This is a genomic window from Mucilaginibacter sp. SMC90 (assembly GCF_022811725.1).
Lineage (GTDB): Bacteria > Bacteroidota > Bacteroidia > Sphingobacteriales > Sphingobacteriaceae > Mucilaginibacter.
This window is the reverse complement of sequence record NZ_CP094527.1, coordinates 2,588,164-2,609,376: the sequence shown is the minus strand read 5'-3', so window position 1 is coordinate 2,609,376 and position 21,213 is coordinate 2,588,164. Positions and strand designations below refer to the sequence as shown.

The 21,213-nt window shown below is 40.1% G+C and carries 18 protein-coding genes; 8 read left to right on the top strand and 10 right to left on the bottom strand.

Annotation, left to right across the window (positions count from 1 at the left end):
- The first annotated feature begins 85 nt into the window (after positions 1-85).
- On the top strand, positions 86-619 hold the full coding sequence (locus tag MTO98_RS11300; protein WP_243486756.1) for a DinB family protein: 534 nt from the start codon (positions 86-88) through the stop codon (positions 617-619).
- Here MTO98_RS11300 and MTO98_RS11295 read toward each other — a convergent pair.
- Complete coding sequence (locus MTO98_RS11295; RefSeq protein WP_243486755.1) at positions 593-2,005, bottom strand: MFS transporter; 1,413 nt, start codon at positions 2,003-2,005, stop codon at positions 593-595. The two genes, MTO98_RS11300 and MTO98_RS11295, sit on opposite strands and share 27 nt — an antisense overlap.
- Before the next feature lie 125 nt (positions 2,006-2,130).
- Between MTO98_RS11295 and MTO98_RS11290 the strand changes: the two genes are divergently transcribed.
- Together MTO98_RS11290 and MTO98_RS11285 are read left to right on the top strand one after the other, a co-directional pair.
- Positions 2,131-2,619: an Lrp/AsnC family transcriptional regulator gene (locus MTO98_RS11290; protein ID WP_243486754.1), complete on the top strand. Its 489-nt coding sequence runs from the start codon at positions 2,131-2,133 to the stop codon at positions 2,617-2,619.
- 174 nt (positions 2,620-2,793) lie between these two features.
- Complete coding sequence (locus MTO98_RS11285; protein ID WP_243486753.1) at positions 2,794-3,882, top strand: hypothetical protein; 1,089 nt, start codon at positions 2,794-2,796, stop codon at positions 3,880-3,882.
- A gap of 20 nt (positions 3,883-3,902) precedes the next feature.
- Here the strand turns inward: MTO98_RS11285 and MTO98_RS11280 are convergent, their stop codons facing one another.
- The 7 genes from MTO98_RS11280 to MTO98_RS11250 form a co-directional block, all read right to left on the bottom strand.
- Positions 3,903-4,619, bottom strand: a complete 717-nt coding sequence (locus tag MTO98_RS11280) for a LytTR family DNA-binding domain-containing protein (RefSeq protein ID WP_243486752.1) — start codon at positions 4,617-4,619, stop codon at positions 3,903-3,905.
- Complete coding sequence (locus tag MTO98_RS11275) at positions 4,616-5,626, bottom strand: sensor histidine kinase (RefSeq protein WP_243486751.1); 1,011 nt, start codon at positions 5,624-5,626, stop codon at positions 4,616-4,618. The genes MTO98_RS11280 and MTO98_RS11275 overlap by 4 nt, the downstream gene beginning before the upstream one ends.
- 54 nt (positions 5,627-5,680) lie before the next feature.
- On the bottom strand, positions 5,681-6,094 hold the full coding sequence (locus MTO98_RS11270) for a c-type cytochrome (protein ID WP_243486750.1): 414 nt from the start codon (positions 6,092-6,094) through the stop codon (positions 5,681-5,683).
- A 28-nt stretch (positions 6,095-6,122) separates the two neighbouring features.
- Positions 6,123-6,674, bottom strand: a complete 552-nt coding sequence (locus MTO98_RS11265) for a YceI family protein (RefSeq protein ID WP_243486749.1) — start codon at positions 6,672-6,674, stop codon at positions 6,123-6,125.
- 2 nt (positions 6,675-6,676) lie between these two features.
- On the bottom strand, positions 6,677-7,696 hold the full coding sequence (locus MTO98_RS11260) for a metallophosphoesterase (RefSeq protein ID WP_243486748.1): 1,020 nt from the start codon (positions 7,694-7,696) through the stop codon (positions 6,677-6,679).
- Positions 7,697-7,930: 234 nt separating this feature from the next.
- Positions 7,931-8,731 carry a hypothetical protein gene (locus MTO98_RS11255; protein WP_243486747.1) on the bottom strand — a complete coding sequence of 267 codons (801 nt, stop codon included), beginning with the start codon at positions 8,729-8,731 and terminating at the stop codon, positions 7,931-7,933.
- A gap of 47 nt (positions 8,732-8,778) precedes the next feature.
- Positions 8,779-9,489, bottom strand: a complete 711-nt coding sequence (locus MTO98_RS11250) for a hypothetical protein (RefSeq protein ID WP_243486746.1) — start codon at positions 9,487-9,489, stop codon at positions 8,779-8,781.
- A 397-nt stretch (positions 9,490-9,886) separates the two neighbouring features.
- Between MTO98_RS11250 and MTO98_RS11245 the strand changes: the two genes are divergently transcribed.
- Together MTO98_RS11245 and MTO98_RS11240 are read left to right on the top strand one after the other, a co-directional pair.
- The gene (locus MTO98_RS11245; protein WP_243486745.1) at positions 9,887-10,081 is read left to right on the top strand and encodes a hypothetical protein; all 195 of its coding nucleotides are present in this window, start codon (positions 9,887-9,889) and stop codon (positions 10,079-10,081) included.
- A gap of 47 nt (positions 10,082-10,128) precedes the next feature.
- A complete protein-coding gene (locus MTO98_RS11240) occupies positions 10,129-11,901 on the top strand; it encodes a sensor histidine kinase (RefSeq protein WP_243486744.1) in 1,773 nt (590 codons plus the stop codon).
- Here the strand turns inward: MTO98_RS11240 and MTO98_RS11235 are convergent.
- Positions 11,896-12,525 carry a response regulator transcription factor gene (locus MTO98_RS11235; protein WP_243486743.1) on the bottom strand — a complete coding sequence of 210 codons (630 nt, stop codon included), beginning with the start codon at positions 12,523-12,525 and terminating at the stop codon, positions 11,896-11,898. The genes MTO98_RS11240 and MTO98_RS11235 overlap by 6 nt on opposite strands.
- 1,357 nt (positions 12,526-13,882) lie before the next feature.
- Between MTO98_RS11235 and MTO98_RS11230 the strand changes: the two genes are divergently transcribed.
- The 3 genes from MTO98_RS11230 to MTO98_RS11220 are packed head-to-tail and all read left to right on the top strand — an operon-like array spanning position 13,883 to position 19,572.
- Complete coding sequence (locus tag MTO98_RS11230) at positions 13,883-17,128, top strand: SusC/RagA family TonB-linked outer membrane protein (RefSeq protein ID WP_243486742.1); 3,246 nt, start codon at positions 13,883-13,885, stop codon at positions 17,126-17,128.
- Between the two features lie 29 nt (positions 17,129-17,157).
- Entirely contained in the window at positions 17,158-18,609 is a 1,452-nt protein-coding gene (locus MTO98_RS11225; protein WP_243486741.1) for a SusD/RagB family nutrient-binding outer membrane lipoprotein, read from the top strand.
- An 18-nt stretch (positions 18,610-18,627) separates the two neighbouring features.
- Positions 18,628-19,572: a DUF1735 domain-containing protein gene (locus MTO98_RS11220; RefSeq protein WP_243486740.1), complete on the top strand. Its 945-nt coding sequence runs from the start codon at positions 18,628-18,630 to the stop codon at positions 19,570-19,572.
- A gap of 241 nt (positions 19,573-19,813) precedes the next feature.
- On the opposite strand, the gene MTO98_RS11215 is transcribed toward MTO98_RS11220, so the two are convergent.
- The gene (locus MTO98_RS11215; RefSeq protein WP_243486739.1) at positions 19,814-21,037 is read right to left on the bottom strand and encodes a CehA/McbA family metallohydrolase; all 1,224 of its coding nucleotides are present in this window, start codon (positions 21,035-21,037) and stop codon (positions 19,814-19,816) included.
- Positions 21,038-21,213 lie beyond the last annotated feature (176 nt).

The following is a 21,213-nucleotide window of genomic DNA, read 5'->3' as shown; positions in this document are numbered from 1 at the left end:
AAAAGCACCCTTATTATGGCGCAAACGACAAGGTGCAAAATTTGATTTTGAATGGAGATTTGTATAAATAAATCGCCAAAACATCATGGAAAATCAAACCAGCACCCATCAAAACGATTCGCGTATCACTTTATTGGCAGTATTTGAAGATACCGCCAATAACCTGCTATCAACCATTGCTTTATTTAATGACCAGCAAATTAACATTGCACTATCTGATGACAGTTGGACAGCCGGGCAAATAGCCGAACATGTGTTTAAATCAAATACACAACTCATTCCGGTACTTAACGGAGCCGGAAAACCAGCCAAACGGGATGCCACCGAAAAGGTAAAAATGATCAAAGACCTGTTTCTTGATTTTGAGGCAAAATTTAAATCTGCTCCAAACATATTGCCATCAAACGGGCCACATGATAAATCTGAAGTAATTGCTTTGCTACAAACAGCCATTACCGGGGTTAGAGAAGTCATTAATACAAAAGACCTTTACCTAATCAGTACCGAGCTGGTTGTTCCATTTTTTGGTGAACTCACCCGCCTGGAATGGTTGTACCTTATTTGTTATCATACTCAAAAGCATATCCACCAGTTAAAAAACCTCTGGCAGTCTTTGTGATTTCGGCAATGGCACCGGTGCATTTTTGTTTGTTGAATTTACAACATAAACAATAAGCCATACTAAACCAATTAAAGCATATATGCTGAGTATAAAAAGAGATAAACTGCTAACAGAAGCTTTTTCATTGCCCTTTTCCATAAACAGGGTGAGAATAGATAAGCCAACACCGGCACCTAAAAAGTAAGTAGTGTTACCAAGGCTTGAGGCCAGGCCATAGTGCTGTTTAGGAATGTTTTTTACACCAAGTACAGATAAGCTTGTGAAACAGATAGTCATACCCAAACCAGAAATAAAGGCGGCAGATAAAAGCACTAAGGGAAGCGAGTAACCAACAAACACGGTACAAATTAAAATCAATCCCCCGGTTAACATAAAGCTCATGCCCAGTACGCCCGTTTGTCCGGTTGTTAAACGCTTCATGATGCCCGGCAATATAAACTTAGCTACCAGGGCCGATAATAAACTAAAAGGCACCAGCAGCAACCCGGCTTTTGCAGCGCTGTAATGCATATCTTTTTGCAGCAATTGAGATATAATAAACAAATACCCGGTAAAAAAGCCCCCCAATAAAACAAATACACCATTAGCTGTAATAACCGATGGAGCTTTAAAAACTGAAAGGTCAATAAGCGGATTTGAGCGGCGTGTTAAGCGAACATATAATAACCTGACACTAATCACCACACCTAAAACACAAAGCATGATAATTGAAAATTGTTGTTTAATATCCGCCAGTTGATGTACGCCATAACTTAGCATCAGCAGGCTCATCACTACTAAAATACCTGAAAACAAATCAGGAGCGGGATGCTTTTGTTCAGGCGTATCGCTGGCCAGGTAAAACCAACCCACCACAATAACTATGGCAAGTACAGGTACGTTGATCAAAAATACCCAGTGCCAGCCCATGTAAGTGCTGATGATTCCGCCGGCAGAAAGGCCGGTTCCAGAACCAACCGCTGCAAACGAGCTGAAGATACCAATGGCTTTGCTCCGCTCCCGCTCTTTGGTGAACGTGTGAGTTATGATAGAAAAAGCCGATGGCATGATCAACGCCGCCGCTAAACCCTGCATCGCCCTTGATAAACTAAGAAATGCAAAAGTGCCTGCCAAACCGGCACCCAGTGATGTTAGCAGGAACAAGCCCGCCCCGGCAATAAAAACCTTTTTAGGCCCAAAAACATCGGATAGCTTACCTCCTATAATCAGGAAACCGCCGTAAAGCAATACATAAAGCGTTTGCAGCCATTGAACCTGGTTGTTGCTTACCAAAAATTGTTTTTGTATTGCCGGTATGCTAAGGTTGATGATAGCAATATCCAGCGCTTCAACAAAGATAGCCATCGAGGCAATAATGAGGATCTTGTTCTTTTGAAAGGACATAATTGTAAATTTTGTCCTTTCAAAATTATATAAGAAGAGATTAATAATATTATTTATTATAATTTTAGAACAAAAATCAAAATCCAAACATTTAAACAGAACAATTACACAATTAGCGCCTAATTATGCCATCTCAAACAGAACAAGAAAAAGCAGGCATCCAACTTGATGAAAAGGATTACGAAATATTACGGCTGATTGAACGGAATGCAAAGCTTACCGTAAGGGAAATTGCGGTTAAGATCAATTTAAGCCCTACCCCCACGCATGAGCGCATTAAACGCCTTGAAAAAAACGGGGTTATTAAAAACTATACCGCCATTTTAGATAAGCGAATGCTAAACAAGCGCATCATGGTTATTTGCATGGTAACCCTGCGTGAACATACCCGCAAAGCAGGTGCTCATTTTATTAACGCCGTACTTGAATTTGATGAGGTGATAGAATGCTATAACATATCGGGCGATTTTGATTTTATGCTAAAAATTGTATCCGAAAGCATGGATAGCTACCATTCGTTTTTTGTTAACAAGCTAAGCGAGGTAGATGGTATCGGCCATTCAAAAAGCACTTTTGTTATGGATATTATTAAAGAAACCAATCATTTGCTTTAGCTGATACAATAGCAGCGTTCATAATCCGTTTATACGTCCGGATAATTAATCGGTTCAACATTCTGATTTATCGATTCATTAGCCCGGCTTGTCAAATTGTTATTCTAATTTTAAAGCCAACTAAAACAGCTCTTTTATCGTAATTATTACCAACCGCTTTTACAACGGATATATATGACTATAAAACATTTACTCCTCACATCCAAAATTATTGGTTGTTTAACAATAACTGTTGTATTTTTTTCCTGTAAAAAAGAGAAAATAACAACTCCGCAAATATCACCTGTTACACTCGGTTTATATGAATATGCCAGCGGAATAAACAAACGGATCTTTTTACCTGTTACCCAAGTTGGCACAAAAGCGGTAACCTATTATACTGTATTTGATACCGGGTCATCGGGCATGACGCTTGATGCAACAGATATCCTGCCTGCCTCCATGATCACATCATCAGGCTTCCAGTTTACCGGCGATTCGGTAGTAGTAAACGGCATTACCGTAACCAGTACTAAAGGCACAATTAGCTTTGGCGATCAATTAAGTTCGACCAAAGAATATGGCAATTTAGCCTACGCCAATATCACCATTGGCGACAGCCAGGGCAACCTTGCATTAAAAAGAGTACCATTCTTTTTGTATTACAAAATAGTTGACGAAACCGGCGCAAAGTTGCCGGCACATGCCAGCGATGTTTTTGGTGTTGGCCCGGGCACAAGTTATGTAACCAGCTTAATTCAAAGTCCGTTAAGGAATTTTAACACCGGCACCAATCTTACAAGCGGCTTTAAACTGGCCACATTAAACAAAAGCTTGTTTTCAACCAGCGGCACCTATGTCACCGATCTTTTAACTATCGGGTTAAACAACAGCGACCTTTCATCGTCGGGATTTATCATGCACCCGCTTACCTATTCAAACAATGGCGGGTATTCGCCTAATATCCCGGCAACAATTACATACAATGGCAACACTATTTCCGGCCAGATCCTGTTTGATACCGGTACACCATCAACTACCGTTATCGAAGATCATCTTGCCACCAACGCAGTTGGCAGTCTTCCAGCAAATTCAACCGTAACTATAACTACCAACAAGGGTTTTGTATATACCTATACAACATCAAGCACCGGAAACCTGACAGAAGTACAAAACCCCAATAACACGGGCGATTACCGTACCATTTTCAGTCTTGATTTTTTCATCAGCAACGAATATTTAACCGATTACGGCAACCACCAAATCGGGCTAAAAAATAATTAAGTTTTAAAGGCAGGCTATAATCATCTTTTGAATAGCCTGCCTTTTAGCACCTTATCCATCACATCGTCATAAAAGCTTAACCCTATACTAATTTTAGTACCGTTGAGATTAAGCATATTGCCTTCAATATTGTTGATCATACCTGTATTAACCACGTAGCTTTTGTGTACCTGGATAAATTTTTCAGCAGGTAATTTATCCTGCAGGCCCTTGATAGTGAGATAAACAACCAGTTTGCTATGAATGGTATACAGTGTTACATAGTTGGCCATAGCTTCGATATAAACCAATTCATCGTATAACACCCGCTCAATTTTGCCGTTGCATTTAACATAAAAGTGATCGGCCTCATTTTTTTCAGGCGAGGCTTTTTCTCTTAACGCTTTTAATTCCAGTGCTTTTTGCGACGCTTTCAAAAAACGCGCAAGCGGGAACGGCTTTACCAGGTAATCAACCACAGCCATTTCAAACCCTTCAAGCGCGTATTCGCCGTAAGCCGTTGTCATGATCACCATGGGCAATTTTACTGCCGACCTAAGAAACTGAAAACCATTCATCTTAGGCATATTTACATCAAGGAATATAAGATCAATATCCAACTTATTGATCAAGCCTGTAGCTTTGAGCGGATTTTCGGCAGTGCCCGATAACACCAAAAAGTCGGTTTCTTCAATATATTCCTGCAGCAGTTTTCGTGCTATAGGTTCATCATCTATAATAAGGCATTTAAGTATCATACCTGCAGTACTAAATTTATTTCAAAGCTATCGCCGCTGTCAGTTACCTGAAGCCTGTGTTTTTGGGGATAGAGGATCTCAAGCCGTCGTTTTGTATTAACAATTCCTAAACCCGAAGAACGTTCATCCCGGCCAACAAAATTGTCTTTAGTATTATAAACCCTAAAAAAGAGGCTATCCTCTTCTTTCTTCAGGCTTATGTCTACTTTATTTAGCCGTCCTTCGTTAAAGCCAACATATTTAAAGGCATTCTCCACAAAAGCTATAAACAGCAAGGGGGCCACATAAACCTGGCCATGAATATCATCTGCGCATAAATTCACTATGATCCTTTCATCTATCCTCCCCTTTTGAATGGCTATATAATTGCGGATATAATTAATCTCGCGGTTCAAGTCAATTTGCTCAACATTACATTCATATAACTGATAGCGCAGCATCTCCGAAAATACCAGCAACATATCCCGTGCATCTTTATTTGATTTATCAATATGACCATAAATTGAATTAATGGAGTTAAAGAGAAAGTGAGGATTAAACTGGGCCCTTAAAAAATTAAGCTCGTTGGTAGCTTTCTCTTTTTCTATCTGTTCAATATAAACCTGCGACCGCATTTTTTCAACAATCATCTGGGCACCAAGGATACAAATCACCCAAAAGAGGATATTAACAAACGAATCAGCAAAAACAGAAACTGTGTTGAACCGGGCATTTGTTTTAAATATATGAACTGTAACCCAAGCTGATACCGGCACCCTCAGCAAAGCTGTTATCAATATCCCCGTCAAAAAAACAGCACCAAATGTGATATACCGCTTTTTGTTAAGCAAATGCGGAATAGCGTAGGATGTATTAAGGTAATAATTTGCCGAAATGAACACCAGGTAACAAAACTGGATGGTTATGGCGTGTGTTAACACCAGCGTACCGTTCCTGAAAATAAAAATCCAGAAAAGGTACGCCAGCAGCCAAAACGCTATGTGATATACTACTTTGTTGAATTTCAATTTCAGGATTATTTAATTAGTTTATTAAACATCGATTTACAAAGCAATTTACAATTAATTATCACCCGCAGCACCATCGGGGAATGCCTGTCCCTTATGACAGGTAGTACACAAAACCACCAGTGCCTGGTTGCCAATCCGGGGATGTTTAAGCTTAAAATATTTTTTATTGATACCCATGGTCATGCGCATCATTTGCCGGGCAATTTCTTTTTCAGGTTTAGCATCACTTGCAAAATCAAGCCCATGTCCGTTTTTTGCATTTGCATGGCAAAAGCCACAGGTAACACCAAGCCCATCGTCAAAATCATCGGCCATAATACTTTGCAAATCGTGCGAGCTGATATCCTTTGGCAATACTTTCAAATTTTCATAATGTACCACGTCAGCTTTGTTAATAGCTGTTGCTGCCGTGGCCGTTACAGATGCCAATAATGCTATGACAACGGTTAGCTTTCTGTTTATCATCCTCATATCTTTTTAGTTTACGGCGCACTTAGCCTTTTTTTACCGTTACATTGATAGCTACCTCAAGCTCGTCGGCAATGGTGCTTGTGCCGCCTATGCCAAAATCTTTCCGGTTTACTTTAAAAGCCCCCTTAAAAATATAGCCATCATCAACAGGCGTGGCCGAAAAAGGGAATGATACCTGCTTTGCCTTACCTTTCATAGTTAGCACTCCCGTTAGCTGGTACATTCCACTTTTGTTTAATACGGCCACTTTTCCCGAAACCAACCTGATTTTGGGATAATCCTTTATATCAAAATAATTTTCTCCACGCAAATGCTCATCGCGCAAGCTATTATCAGTATTTACTGTCGATGCATTGATAGCTACATCAAAGTTGCTCCCTGCCACATTTTGCGGATCGAAATTGATACTCCCCTCAAAACCGGTAAATACCCCACCAACATCAAACCCCAGGTTTTTAATTGTAAACTTCAAAGTTGAGCCCAGTTCAACCGGTTTATACTGAGCTTTACTTATTGCTGCATAACAAACTATCATCAGCAATAACAACATTCTTTTCATATCGCGTTCCATCATTTTTATTTCTGCTCTATAGTTTTGTCAGGTTCTATCAAAGGGGTATCAGTAATAGCAAGCGAATGATCATGCTCAACATAATTTACGCTGGTTAGCCCCAAAAAGCCACGAAGCTTTTCTGCAGGAACTTTCATCGGCCCCGGCGATGGCGCGCTACCAGGAGCGGGCTGAGGAAAAGCTGTTGAATTGGCCGTGTGGAATGTAATATTACCCTCTACCTTTTGAATAGTTTGGTGGATATGCCCGTTTAATACCGATACCGATCCAAAACGCTTAAGCAAAGCTAAAGCCTGTGCACTATCGTCGGTACCCCAACCCCATTGCGGATAAATAGCCCAAAGCGGGATATGAGCAAACACCACGATAGGCGTGCTGTTTGATAGCGGCTTTAAATCGTTTTCCAGCCATTTTAACTGCGCCGGGCCAATGTATCCTAAGCCGCCATCAACATGATTGGTTACATTTACCAGGCCTATGAAATGAACGCCATTTGAATCAAAACTGTACCAGCCGTCGCCTAAGGTTCCTTTACCAAAACGTTCCAGATATAGTTTGCCATTATCCGTCACATCGTGTTCGCCGGGTACATAAAAAATCTTTTCGGTTTTTATACTTTTCAGCGATTGCTCAAGTGTATCAAACTCATCTGCCTGTGCCAGGTGCGAGAGATCGCCCGTGTGCAATACAAATGATGGTGCGCTGGGCATACCATTAATTTTAGCGATAGCGGCATTTAGCGTACCAACAACATCCGGATTGGCAGCCTTGTTAAACCCGATATGACTATCGCTGATCTGCACGAAGCTAAAATCAGATTTGGGCACTATCAACCCTTTCTTAAGCCCGCCGGTAGCCCTGTCAATCATTTGGCTCATACCATATGATTTAAGCACGCCACCTGTCATCATCCAAAGTACGCCGGTGCCTGCCCAGGCCATACATTCAAGGAAACCACGGCGGTCTATTCCATCATTACCGGTATCGTGATTTATTTTTTCATCAGCATGAAAGTGATTCTTCATAACGTTATTGTTTGTATTTTAATGAATTACATCACTAAACAACACAAACAATAACCTTTACTATAGTATTTTACATGAACGTATGTAATTACTTGATGAAACTGCTTTGAGGTGATATTGATAGCCGTATTTATAACGCACTCCCTTTTCCTTCTCCTGTCTTTAGCCTAATTATATAAACACAAAAGCCAGCTAATACTTTATCAGCGCATCATCGGCTGCTTAACCATAGGCTTATTTCTTATTACAGATTTCGGTAACAGCTGTGCGGCGCGTAGCTGTGTAAACTACTCCATTCACCATTTCATAGCCGGTTGAAACACTTTGCGCATATCGCTTTAATATTACGCCGGTGTTGTTATCAATAAGTATTGATCCGTTTATCCGGCTGTTTAAACTGCCACCTAAAACAGATGTTTTATAGGTAATAACCGTAGTTGGCCCATTTATAGCGTAAACCGTATAGTTGGTTTCGGCCGATGACGTAGCAACTTTCCATGAATAGCCTTTTTTTACTGTGAGGCTAACAGGAAAGTCGACCATTAACTGCAGGTTAGTGCCGGGCGATAAATGCTCCGGCTGAATACCTGCAAACGACAAAAGCGTATCATTGGCAACAACGGGGCGTTTTAAATTTAAGATCTCTCCTTTATTGTTTATTGAAACTATTGACTGACTATTTACCATCTTTTGCAAACCAACCTGGATAACAGAATTTGGATCTGCCGGCTTGCCTGAATTATATACCAGGTTTTGGTTCATCGCGTTTATAGTGTCAATGAGCTTATCGGTGGTAATAGTTAAAGAGGCCCCCTTTTCAGAAACCGCAGTTATCTTATAAGTTTTCACAACCGTTGAAACCGAACCAACGTGCAGTGTTTGGCTGCCACGCTGTAAAACACAATTTGATTTGGTAACTACCTGCCGCTGAAACTCATCTCCCTGCTTAAACTTCACCTGTGCGCAAGCAAAACTGCTTGCAAAGGCTATTACAATAACTAATATATATTTTAACTCAGTTGGGGTACTTTTCATTTTGGTATTCTTGTTATAATGCCGCATAATTTGGCATTATGTCACAGCTACTGTTTTTTCCTGTTTGAATGGGGTTTGCCTTTCAACTTATCGTCCTTTGTTCCGGCAGGCGATATCATTTTAAAACTTTCGTTTTCCGGAACCTCCGGGATAGACCACGGAATCAGGCTTTCGTTAGGTTGTAAAAGCGGCACAGTGCCTGTTATATCGGGCATTACCGGAATTGGGCCTTTTACAATAGTTACCTGCCCCGATACAGTTGGCTCAACAGGTGCCGGAGGCAATTCTGGCGATTCGGGCAAAGGAAGGTCCACGACAGCTGAAAACTGAAAGTCATGGATTGTTTGTTTTGGTAGCTGAGGGGTTTCAGGCGTTTCGGGTGAGGGAATTTCGGGCAATCCCACGGTTTCCCCGTTGATATTGGGTTGGCTGGGCGCATCAACTACCGGCGGCGTTGATCCGATTGCGGCCAGAACGGGCATTTGCGTTGCCGAAACAAACGGCTGCGAAACCATAGGAATATCTGTAAGTGTAAGTACTACCGGCTTAGTTGCCGTAGCACCGCCCTGTGTGTTACCTTTAGTTATTGTGCCTGGTGTTAACGGCGGCGGCACATTCCAATCAGATTGGTTACTGCGGTTCTGGGCTGCTGCATGATCCAAACAGCCCGATATAACTATTAGCCAAACAAGACCAGGTATAAACCTGCTCCGTCGCCGGTTTTTCTTCTTTTTTTGGACGATGTATGACATTTCCATTTAATTATCTTTCTGCAGAAAGCGATTATCGTAACAAGACAATCAGTAAGTTTTTATTTAGTGAATAATATTTCCTTTGATTTTAATTGAACCTTTATCAATTGCCAATAAAATTTCCCAGGCAACTTATACGGACAAAGCAGCCATTAAAGTTAACCCTTTTTATTAATTGAGTACCTGCGTCATTTAATATAGCGTATTGGTGCAATCATTAATAAACATCTGTAAAAATAGGCTTTATTGTTATGCGTCAAAATACCAACTGCTTTGTATTGTGCCCGTTATAACAACTCCATAAAATTGTACCAATCAAGCACAACGGTTAAACAATACCAACAATTCCGGGGCTGCCTTGAATATTTTAATTCGTCATATTTCACCTAAAAACTAAAAAATCATGGAGAGCTATTTAAATTACGTTGTGGGCTTTATTTCCCTAACCTTTATGGGATTATCCGCCATGTACAAACTCAAATTCAACAAGCTGCAGGGAACCGGCCGCATACCAAGCATTATAAGCGCAAAAAACAAGCAAATTGTATTTCTTGTATTGGCGGTTGCATCGGCGTTGTCAATATTAATCTTCCAATAGTTAATAAGTATCAAATCATTATCTTTAACCGGGACCAGAAACCGGATATGAAGTACCTTTTGTTTCTTCTGCTTATTTTTACTAAAATTCCTTGTGCCGGGCAAAACATTGACAGTTTAAAACAAATTGTTTTTGGCAAAGCATCATCTCAAAAGCGTTTAACAGCCGCTACCCGGGCAGCCGGGTTCGCAGGCAAACAAAATCCGGATAAAGTTATTGCAGTAGCAAAAGCGGGCTTGAACCTTGCATACAGGCTAAACGATAAAAAAGCTACTGCTTTGTTATCGCAAACTTTAGGAAAAGCCTATTACGAAAACAACCAGTATGATTCTGCGGCTCATTATTATAACGTAGCCGCAGATATACTTAATAAAACAAACCAACAGCATGTTTTAACAGGTGACTACAACAGGTTGGCCAAGGCATATCTTCAATTAAAAAATTACGATAAAGCAATTGAGTTTAACAAGCTGGCAATTTCATATGCTCCCCAAACCGGCGAGCGTACAGAACTGATAGATGCCCTAAACCAGGCCGGATCATTATATGAGGCAAAAAATAACTACCGGCAAGCCTTAAACTACTTCAGGCAGGCTTTTGATATTAAAGACTCTTTAAAACTTGCCCGGCAAACAAGCGAAAATACTTCTGAAGCATATAGCCATCAGTTTATGGGGGATGTTATGGGGAGTATTAAACAAAGCCTATCGGTTGAGGAGATTTTAAAAGCCATCGATATTAAGAAATCATTAAATGATACGCTGGCGCTTTCAATCAATTATTTTAACCTGGGTGTGCTTTATAAAAACAAACGACAATATGAGCAATCACTCGACGCGCTAAAAAATTCCCTTCAGTTCGCTATTCAAATAAATTATGCAGATATGCAAAGAAGTGCCACCAATGAATTGGCCGACTTGTACGAACAGATGGGAAATTACCGTCAATCCCTGGTTTATTTAAAACAACATGCCAATGTTAAATCATCGGGCAGCAATACAATTGATGAACTTCAGGCCAAATACGAAATAAAACAACGTGAAGATCAGGTGCTGCAACAACAGTTTGAAATAACAAAACGCAACTACTGGATGGCCGGCATTGGCATTTTTTTACTGCTGACGCTATTTACAGGCTTTTTTTATTATAAACAAACCCAGTTAAAACAGCGCAATATTGCTATGCAAGCTATCATTGCCGCCGAAGAAAGCGAAAGAAGAAGAATTGCCCGGGATTTACATGACAGTGTGAGCCAAACTATGTCGGCAGCAAAAATTAACCTGGCAGTTATAGGTGGTGAACTCCCTTTTATAAATGACGATCAAAGAATTCGTTTTGAGAAAGTAATTAACCTTGTTGATTACGGTTTTAAAGAAGTAAGGACAATATCACATAACATGATGCCCTGGGCCCTGCATAAAACCGGCCTGGAGCAGGTAATTAAACAATTTATTGAAAATATAAAGAACGATAATATTGCAATAAACCTTTTTAGCAGAGGCTTCGACTCGCCATTTGATGATACCATCGAAATCATTTTGTACCGGGTATTACAGGAGAGTGTAAATAATGTAATGAAGCACGCCAATGCAAACAGGGTTGATATTTCACTTATCAGAAGCGAAGAAAACATCAGCCTCACTATTGAAGACAATGGCAAAGGTTTTGATACAACCAATCCTGAAGTTTTTAAAGGAATGGGGCTAAACAACCTTCGTTCGCGGATTAACTTTTTAAAAGGCAAAGTTGAATTCGATTCGCAGGTTAACAGGGGCACCCTTGTGTCAATCTATATTCCGCTTACCAATAAGCCCTTATAAATTATACTGTAATATAAACCGGCTAAGCTCCACCGGATTTTTCAGGTTTAATTTTTGCATAATATTTTTGCGGTGCGTTTCCACCGTATAAATGCTCAGGTGAAGATGATCGGCCATCTGCTGGTTAGTAAAATTCTGTTTTATAAACTGCAACAGCTCAATTTCTCTTTTGGTGAGCTGAAATTGCTTCAAAAAAGGGTCCGGCTCATTAAGCACTCCGTTAACCGCACTTTGTTTATGCGGAAAACACAATTGCCCCTGCCCTACAGCCCGCATAACCTCTAATAATTCGGCCTTTTCTGCATTTTTGAATAAATAACCATCTGCCCCTTCTGCTTTAGCCTTTTCAATCAGGTGTACTTCATTATAAGTAGACAGCATAATCACTTTTATTTTAGGATAATAATCCTTTATTCGCTTAAGAACTTCAAATCCGTTTATGCCGGGCATATTTATGTCAAGCAATACCATGCTTGGAGTGTGGGTATGTAACAGGTGCAGCATTTCTTTACCATTGGCAGCCACGTTTGCAACCTCAATATCCGGCTCGCCCTCCAACAACATGCGCAATCCGTTTATGAATAAATTATGATCATCTGCTATTATTACCGATAGTTTTTCCACAGTGTTCTTTACGTTAAAGGTTGGCGATAAATCTATAGTTTATCTTTATTTAAAAAAATACCAACTGCTTTGTATTGTGCAAACAGGCTTCTGTTTATAAAATTGTTTACCAAAACAAACTTAAATAAATGAAAATCTGTTACACTTCTTATGCATGTAAATTAATCTTCGCAGAAGAATGCTACGCCAATATTTACCGAAACTCATTAACTCCAAAAAGTAATGCAATACTTTATTAGCACATTTATAATAATGCTGATTTGTATAATCGCATTATTACAGGATAAATCTTATGACAGCGGCGTAATTTTACCGAGGCCTCAAACCAGGCCGTCCTACTCCAGAAACAATCAATTACACAAATGCAACCGATCAACTTATTTAGCGTCGAAAATCCAGCCTCAGTTAATTGCCACCGAAGATGAAGCTCAAACGGAGGCATTAGCTGCTTTATTAAAGGAAGCAGACGTCAATCATTCAATCTTAAACCGAAAGACGGTGGTAATAACCCCACAGAACCCCAATATTCATTCAAATACTGAAAAAACTGCCGACTATGCAGACATTTTTTGCTCACAATGTAATTTAAACTTGTTTGCCCTTCCATTGCCCGTTATAAACAACAGTTTAAGGAGTTTCAAAATCAGGAGATAACAATTTTACAACTGCAGCTATTACTATACTGCCATCAATTAAAGCTTTCTAAAAAAATTCACCTGATTTTTTTTAGAAAAAATCCCGGTTAATTTTTATTAAATTAAGCCTTTGATCATCGACAACTCTATTATTAACCTTTTATTATACTTATATAAAAACATAAAAGCACTATCATAATATAAATAAAAAATAACAATAATCACAAACAGCTCAAAATCAATAATTTAAATTAAAAGTAATCGATTTAATATTATTATTAAAAAATACTAATCAGAAATAAATAACCAAAAAAGACATTTGTCACATTTTTTTTACAAAAATATTATTATTTTTAAAAAATCGAATCGCGGTTAGTTCTTTTAGTTATGGATCCAGCTCAAATTTTTAATACATATACGCAAATTGGGCCTTATTACACAAATATTTTCTCATAACAGGTACTTATAATTAATATTTTAAAGGTTTTTTGCTTAGGCTTTGATCCAAATACTATAAAAATTAAAATTCACATAAAATTTATGTGAATTTTATATGAAGAATTTAAAAAACATTGCATTTTATCGAATTTGCAACAACGTTTTATCAGATTTTTTATAAATATTTTAATATATACATAAAACTTTAAACTTTTTTCAACTTTTTTTTCATTTTATTACAAAAATTGTAGTTTTGGGTATTAACTAAAACTGATTTTTTAACAATGAAAAAACTCCTACTCGCAAGCTGGTGTTTGTTCATGCTATTTATTAGTGTGGTACAAGCACAAAACAAAACGGTTACCGGCCGGGTAACTTCAAAAGACGATGGACTACCGCTGCCAGGCGTGTCGGTAAGAGTTGTAGGTACCACAGTGGGTACGCAAACAAATGCAGATGGCAAATTCTCTCTATCTGTTCCCGCCTCCGCAAAATCTCTGGGCTTTAGCTTTATTGGTTTTACATCCTCAACTGTCGAAATTACTTCAGCCCCATTAGATGTTAAATTAGCAAGCAGTGCTAATAAATTATCGGAGGTAGTAATTACAGGTGCTTACGGTACCAAACAGTCATCACGTTCGGCTTCTTATGCTGCGCAGGTTGTAAAGTCAGATGCACTTAACACCATCCGCCAGCCTAACGTTAACAACGCACTGGCAGGTAAAGTAGCCGGTGTTCAGGTACGAAGCCAATCATCTGCTGCTTTAGGCCGCGCCACCAACATCAGGCTGCGTGGTGCTACAGGATTTGGAAGCGGCAACAACCCCCTGTATGTTATTGACGGTACGATAACAACAAACGCCGACGATTTAAGCAATGACGACATCGACAACATCAGTATCCTGAATGGACCTGCAGCATCTGCACAGTTTGGTTCACAAGGTGCATATGGTGCAATCGTAATCTCAACCAAAAAAGGCAAAAAAACAAAAGGTGTTGGTGTTGAGCTGAACCTTGGTGCAAATTTTGACAAGGCTTATATCCTGCCTAACTACCAAAACACTTACGGCGGTGGTGCATCTGCCGATTTCATCCAATATCACTATAAAGCAGGTGATCCTGAAGGCTGGAAAGCTTTAGATGGTAAATTCTATCCTGATTATACTGATGATAGCAGCTGGGGACCTAAAATGGTTGGTCAGGAGTATATTCCATGGTATGCATGGGTTCCGGGTACCAAATATTCATTTAAAACAGCAAAATGGACCCCAGAGCCAGACAATGCTAAGGATTTCTTCCGCACTGGTGTTAGTTTAAACAATAGTGTGGCCTTTACTAAGGCATCTGACGACTACAATATCAGGATGTCATACAATAACCAGCACACTACAGGTATAGTTCCTGAAACCTGGATAAACAAAAACAACTTTACATTAAACGCCAACTTCGATCTTAACAAACACCTCACAGCAGGTGCAAGTGTTAACTTTTCGGGCACGCAGCTTCACGGTCAAATTGATGACCTTTACGGAAGCGCATCAAGCGGTTCATTCAACTCATGGTTCCACCGTGACCTGGATATGGGCATCATGAAAGAACTACAGGATCTGCAATCGCCTGATGGTACTTATGTAAGCTGGAACCACCAAAACCCTAACTCATATGATCCATCTAATCCGGGTGCATTTTATGGCGGTAACTATTGGTACAACCCTTACATGTGGCAAAAACAATGGCAAAACCTTAATACCCGCGATCGTTTGTATGGAAACATTTATTTACAATACAAAATCAACAACGATCTGAGCTTTAAAGTTACTTATCGCCGCAACCAAACCAATACCTGGAACGAAGGAAAAATCTCATCTGAAATACAGGCCAGCGGTACCCAAACCGGAAAAAAAGCAACCTATGCAACTTCCAACAGCTATGAAAACCGCGAAAACTATGAAACCTTGTTGAATTACGACAAGCAGATCAAAGATTTTCACGTGAATGTTAATGCTGGTAGTGATTTTTATAATTATAGCTATAAAGACAACTTTGCCACTACTAACAACGGCTTAAGTGTTCCGGATCTTTATACTTTGGCAAACTCTGTTGACCCGATCACCGCTACCAACAACAGGATCCAGGAGCAATACCGCGCTGTATTCGGCAAATTATCAGTAAACTATAAAAGAATAGTTTATGTTGATGCGACTTTACGTAACGACTGGTTCTCAACTATTTCTACAACAAACGATGCTAACTCAGTATTATCTAAATCATTTGGTGGTTCATTTGTATTCAGCGAGTTGCTTCCCGAATATAAAGACTGGCTGAGCTATGGTAAAGTGAGAGGATCATGGGGCCAGGTGCCTTTAGCTTTAGGTACTACAACCGAAAGGTTTGGTGCTTACAGGAACAATACCGTTTACGGCATTGCTGCAAACAAATGGAACGGTGCTTTGCTTCAAGGTGGCCCAACCCAATTTGTTGACCCATCATTACATGGTACAACCACAACTTCAAAAGAGGTTGGTTTGGATTTAGGTTTCTTTAATGATCGCTTAACTTTTGGTGCTACTTACTGGGCTGCCGATGACAAGGACATTCCGCTGGGCCTGGCAGTTAACGCAGCAAGCGGTGTATCATCAATTCTTACCAACGTAGGTTTAATTAAAAGAAGAGGTATTGAGATCACCGCAAGCGGTACCCCTATTAAATTACCAAACTTTAGCTGGACCATAAGCACAAACTTTGCGCAGTTAATTGACAACACAGTTGTTGATATCAGTACCAAATATGGTGTTGACCGTGTAACAGTTGCGGGTGTATGGGGCACAGGTTCGGATATGCCTTACCTCATTAACCAAAAAGGCAAATGGTGGGGACAAATTTACGGTAACGGTATTAAACGTAACTCGGCTGGTATCCCAATCGTTAATTCATCAGGTGGTTACGTGAATGACCCTAACGTATATTTCGGAAGTGCGCTTCCTAAATACACAGGTGGTTTGCAAAACTCCTTTACCTTATTTAAAGAGTTTGTATTGAGTGCAAATATCGATTATCAGTTTGGTGGTAAATTTGTTTCGTTATCAAACCGTTGGGGCCAGTATAGCGGGTTAACAGCTAATACTGCTGCACTTAACGATAAAGGCATGTCTGTACGTGACCCTGTTGCTGATGGCGGTGGTGTTAAAGTTACAGGTGTTGATGCCAATAACAACCCTGTTACCTACTACGTTGACGCAAAAACATATTACCAGGGTTTAACAAACAATAAAACTTACGACCCATATATCTATGACCTTACTTTCATTAAACTTCGTGAGGTTGCTGTAGGCTATAACCTGCCAATTAAAAAATGGGGTTTAGGAAATGTATTCCAATCTGCAAGGATTGATTTAACCGGCCGTAACTTGTTGTTGATATACGCCAAATCAAAAGATTTTGACCCATCAGAGATCAGCGCAACAGAAGGTGAAACTGCTCAATATCCAGGCACAAGAGGCTTTGGTTTCAACTTAAAAGTAACATTCTAAGCGATTAAGGATTATTAGATCAAGAAAAAATGAAAAAGATATATTTATATACATTAGCAGGCGCGTTTACCTTTTTGGGCGCGGGCTGTAATAAGCTAAAGGATTTTGGCGATGTGAACAACAATCCGGCTGCAACTGTAACGCCTATACCTTCTGCCCTGTTATCAAATGTTGAATCTAACCTGGGTGGTTATGCATCAAATGGTACCGAGGCTATAAGCGGTGGTCAGTACGCTCAATATTTTACCGAAACGCAATATTCAGGAACCTCATTATATAACCTGCCTCAAAACTCTTTTACAGGCAACTATTCCGGCAACCTGAATAACCTGCAGATTGTGATTAACCAAAATCCTAACAAGAATATGGTTAATGTTGCCAAAATATTGCAGCAATATATTTTCTGGATAGTAACCGATACATGGGGAGATGTGCCTTACAGCGAGGCTTTAAAGGGATCGGCCAACATATTGCCTAAATATGATACCCAGGAAAGCATCTATAAAGGAATCATTACCACTTTAACAGAAGCTATAAATTCATTTGATTCATCGCCGATAACCGGTGATATCATTTATGGTGGCGATGTAGCATCATGGAAAAGAATGGCTAACTCGCTTAAGCTGCTGGTTGCTGTTCAAATGTCAAATGTTACTTCTGCTTCTGCTGTTGCCTCCGCAGCTGCCAGCGAAGCTATCACATCTGGAGTAATCACCACAAACGATCAGAATTTTAAACTTCAATACCCGGGTGGTAATTACAAAAGCACATGGTGGACCCTTTATAACGGTCGTAAGGATTTTGCTGAGTCAAAAACCCTTACAGATGTTACTGGCTCAACTAACGATGCACGTCAGGCTGCCTTTGGCGGCGAAAGTGAAGTTGCCGGTAATGTTACTACATCAAACATTGGTGTACCTTACGGCCTGGCCCGTTTAAATGTTACTGCCTTTACCGATGCAAACCCTAAGTGGGCACGTATCCTGCGTGGTGACTTAAGGTTAGAGAATGGTTATGTAATGCTTATAAGTGCTGCAGAAACATGGCTGGCACGTGCAGAAGCCGCCAACCTGGGTTGGAGTTCAGAATCTATCTCTGCTGCATATAAAGCAGGCGTAACTGCTTCATTTGATCAATGGGGTGCCGGTACACCTTCAAACGCATATTTAAACCAGTTCCCGGTTACCGATACTAAAGACGCATCGCTTACAGGCAGCCAGGTGAAAAATATATCTACTCAAAGGTGGATCTCAAGCTATCCTGACGGTCACTTGGGCTGGAATATTTGGAGAAAAACCGGATGGCCTGCCCTTACGCCAGCTCCTGATGCAGTAAACTCATCAAAGAAAATTGTACGCAGGTTTGTATATGCTACCAGCGAATACAATACTAATGGTGTAAACGTAAATGCAGCTGTTGCGAGATTATCTGGTGGCGATAGCCAGGATTCACACGTATGGTGGGACACAAGGTCAAATTAATTTAAACATTGAAACAACATGAAAAAGAATATATTCAATAAATATCTGCTTCTTGCTGGTATGGTGTCTGTTGTTACTTTTACCGGTTGCAGGAAAGAAACACCTGCCGATAAAGTTACCGGACAAGCGGCTAATAACGGCAAAACCATGGTTGGTTTTCCGACGGGAATGGAAAACACTACATTTTTCGATCCGTTTACCAACATTAAAACAATTGATGTTTTCAGCATAAAAAAAGACGCAAAGAACAATGCAGATTTAATGAAGGCAAACAACTTCGTAGTAACCCTGCTTCCGGATGCGATCAATAAATACAATGAAAACAATGATACAGAATATGAATTATTGCCATCATCACTTTATACTGTAGTAACATCCCCTGATCTTGTAATTTCATCCAACACGTATACTTTCAAGTTTGCAAGCGGTGATTTTCAAAAAACGTTTACTATAAAGTTAGATGGAAGCAAAATGGATTTGTCAAAAACTTATGCTTTACCTTACAAAATAACTAATGCTGATGGTGTAGACATTCATGCGGCAAGTAAAGATACCCTTTACGCTATTTATAGTGTAAAAAATGCTTATGATGGCAAATACACATTAGCAGGTACCATCCAACGATTTGTAGACGATGTAGCCGATACCGATTTAGGTGGCACATATGGCGACGACGTTACATCAACCGTAGCAACTATAGCTCCAAATGCCAATACATTTGAGATATTTTGGGCAAGCGGCGGCGGTGTGGGCGGTATAGCCGGCCTGCAATTGGCCGTTGATCCTGCAACAAATAAAGTTACGGTAACGGCCACAGGCAATGCTACATTAAAAAACACAGCGGGGGCAGATAATTATTATGACCCGGATGCTAAAACATTCCATCTGGCCTTTGACTGGGGAGCAGATATACACAATAAGAGGATAGCAAATATCACCTTAAAATATTCCGGTTCTCGTTAATAAATAAAAAGAGCCGCATTAAAGTTATAGTGTGGCTCTTTTTATAACCTGTTAAAGTACAAAACCAATAACGATGTACCTACCTTATCTATGATCAAAATAAACCTGAATTGAGGGCGCGTTTTCAAATTATATAAAGCGCTAAACTTCTAACTGCAGCTTCGTTCTTTTAGTTAATAGTTAAATAAGAAACCGTACACCGTAAGCTCGTGTACGGTTTTTCCTGTTATATACCCCGCTATCAGAAATTCGGATCAAAATTAAAACAGATCGGGTTTGATAGCCCTACCATATTTCCGCTCAGCGCTGCCGATTGCGGCACTTGCGGATAAGGTGTAGACGGCCCTTCAACCGTTACCCTGTAATAGGTGCGGCCCGCAATTGCCGGTGTATCTGTAAATTCAACTGAAGCTGTTTTTCCGTCCATTTTAAGCGTACTGAACGGATCGCCGTTTTTTACAATACTAACAGTATAGGTAGTATCTTTGATACTGCTTCCGGTTAGCTGTACTTTAAATTTAACAGGTTTACCTGTCGCCTTTACGTTATCGCCCATCATTATATCCATTTTATCATCGCCATTTAAATCGGCATAAAATTCAACCCGCGGAGCATATGGGTTTGAACTTATTGACACGCGTCCGTTAGTTAGGGCATCAATTACAGCCTGCTTTGTACGCGCAGTAGCAAATACCCAGGTAGTAGGCGTACCGGCATAATTAGCTTTGGCCTGGTAGGTATTAGGCCCTGGTTTTTCATCACCTACCGGAACACCGTGATGAGCATCGCTTCCTCCCCTGCCTGTTAGTTTACGGCCCGATGAAAGCATATCGTCCCAGATCATGATAGCATTAGCATTTTTTGACCAGATAGCAGAGTTCCATACTTCGATAGAATTGACCATATCATACGAGTATCCGAAATGATCCTTACCGCTGGGATGGTTGGCCGACAGGTGAATGCCCAGCTTATTTTTTATACGCCCTACAACAGTATCACGCTGGTCACGCACATCGTACAACTGCTGATGATCATAAGGTTTTGCCGAAAAAGCGTTGCCATGGCCGCGGGTGGTTGTCCATTCGGCAGCATACAGCAGTAATACCGAGTCTGATTTAAATTCGGGGTCTGTCCAGGTATTATGGGCTATGTCACCTTCCACGTGGTTATCATGATCGGTAATAGCCAGAAAATCTATCCCCACCATTTTACAAAAAGCAATGATCTTGCTGATTGAATTATTTGACGACTCTTTACTATGCCTTGAGTGCATGTGCAACTCGCCTTTAAGCCAAACACCATTGCTCAGGCTGGCCGGAGGTGGCAGCGTGCCCAACGGTTTGGGAGCCCAGGGATTTACATGTGCCGTTTGCCCCATTGCCGCACTGCTCATACAGCCCGCCACCATAATTATTAAGCCAGTTTTAATTAACAGTCTAATTTTGCTGTTAGTTTTTAGTACCATAAGTAATTTCTGTAGATTTTTTTGTACGTAATACTTTAAGCAGCCAACTTAGCCCGCTCATGTTAGCTAACCGTTAACAGGTTCAAATGATATAAAAATGTGACAGAGGAGGCAAAATTTGAAATATTCGCTTTAAAAAATCAAGCTAACAACCGCAAAAACATTAGTAATTTAGG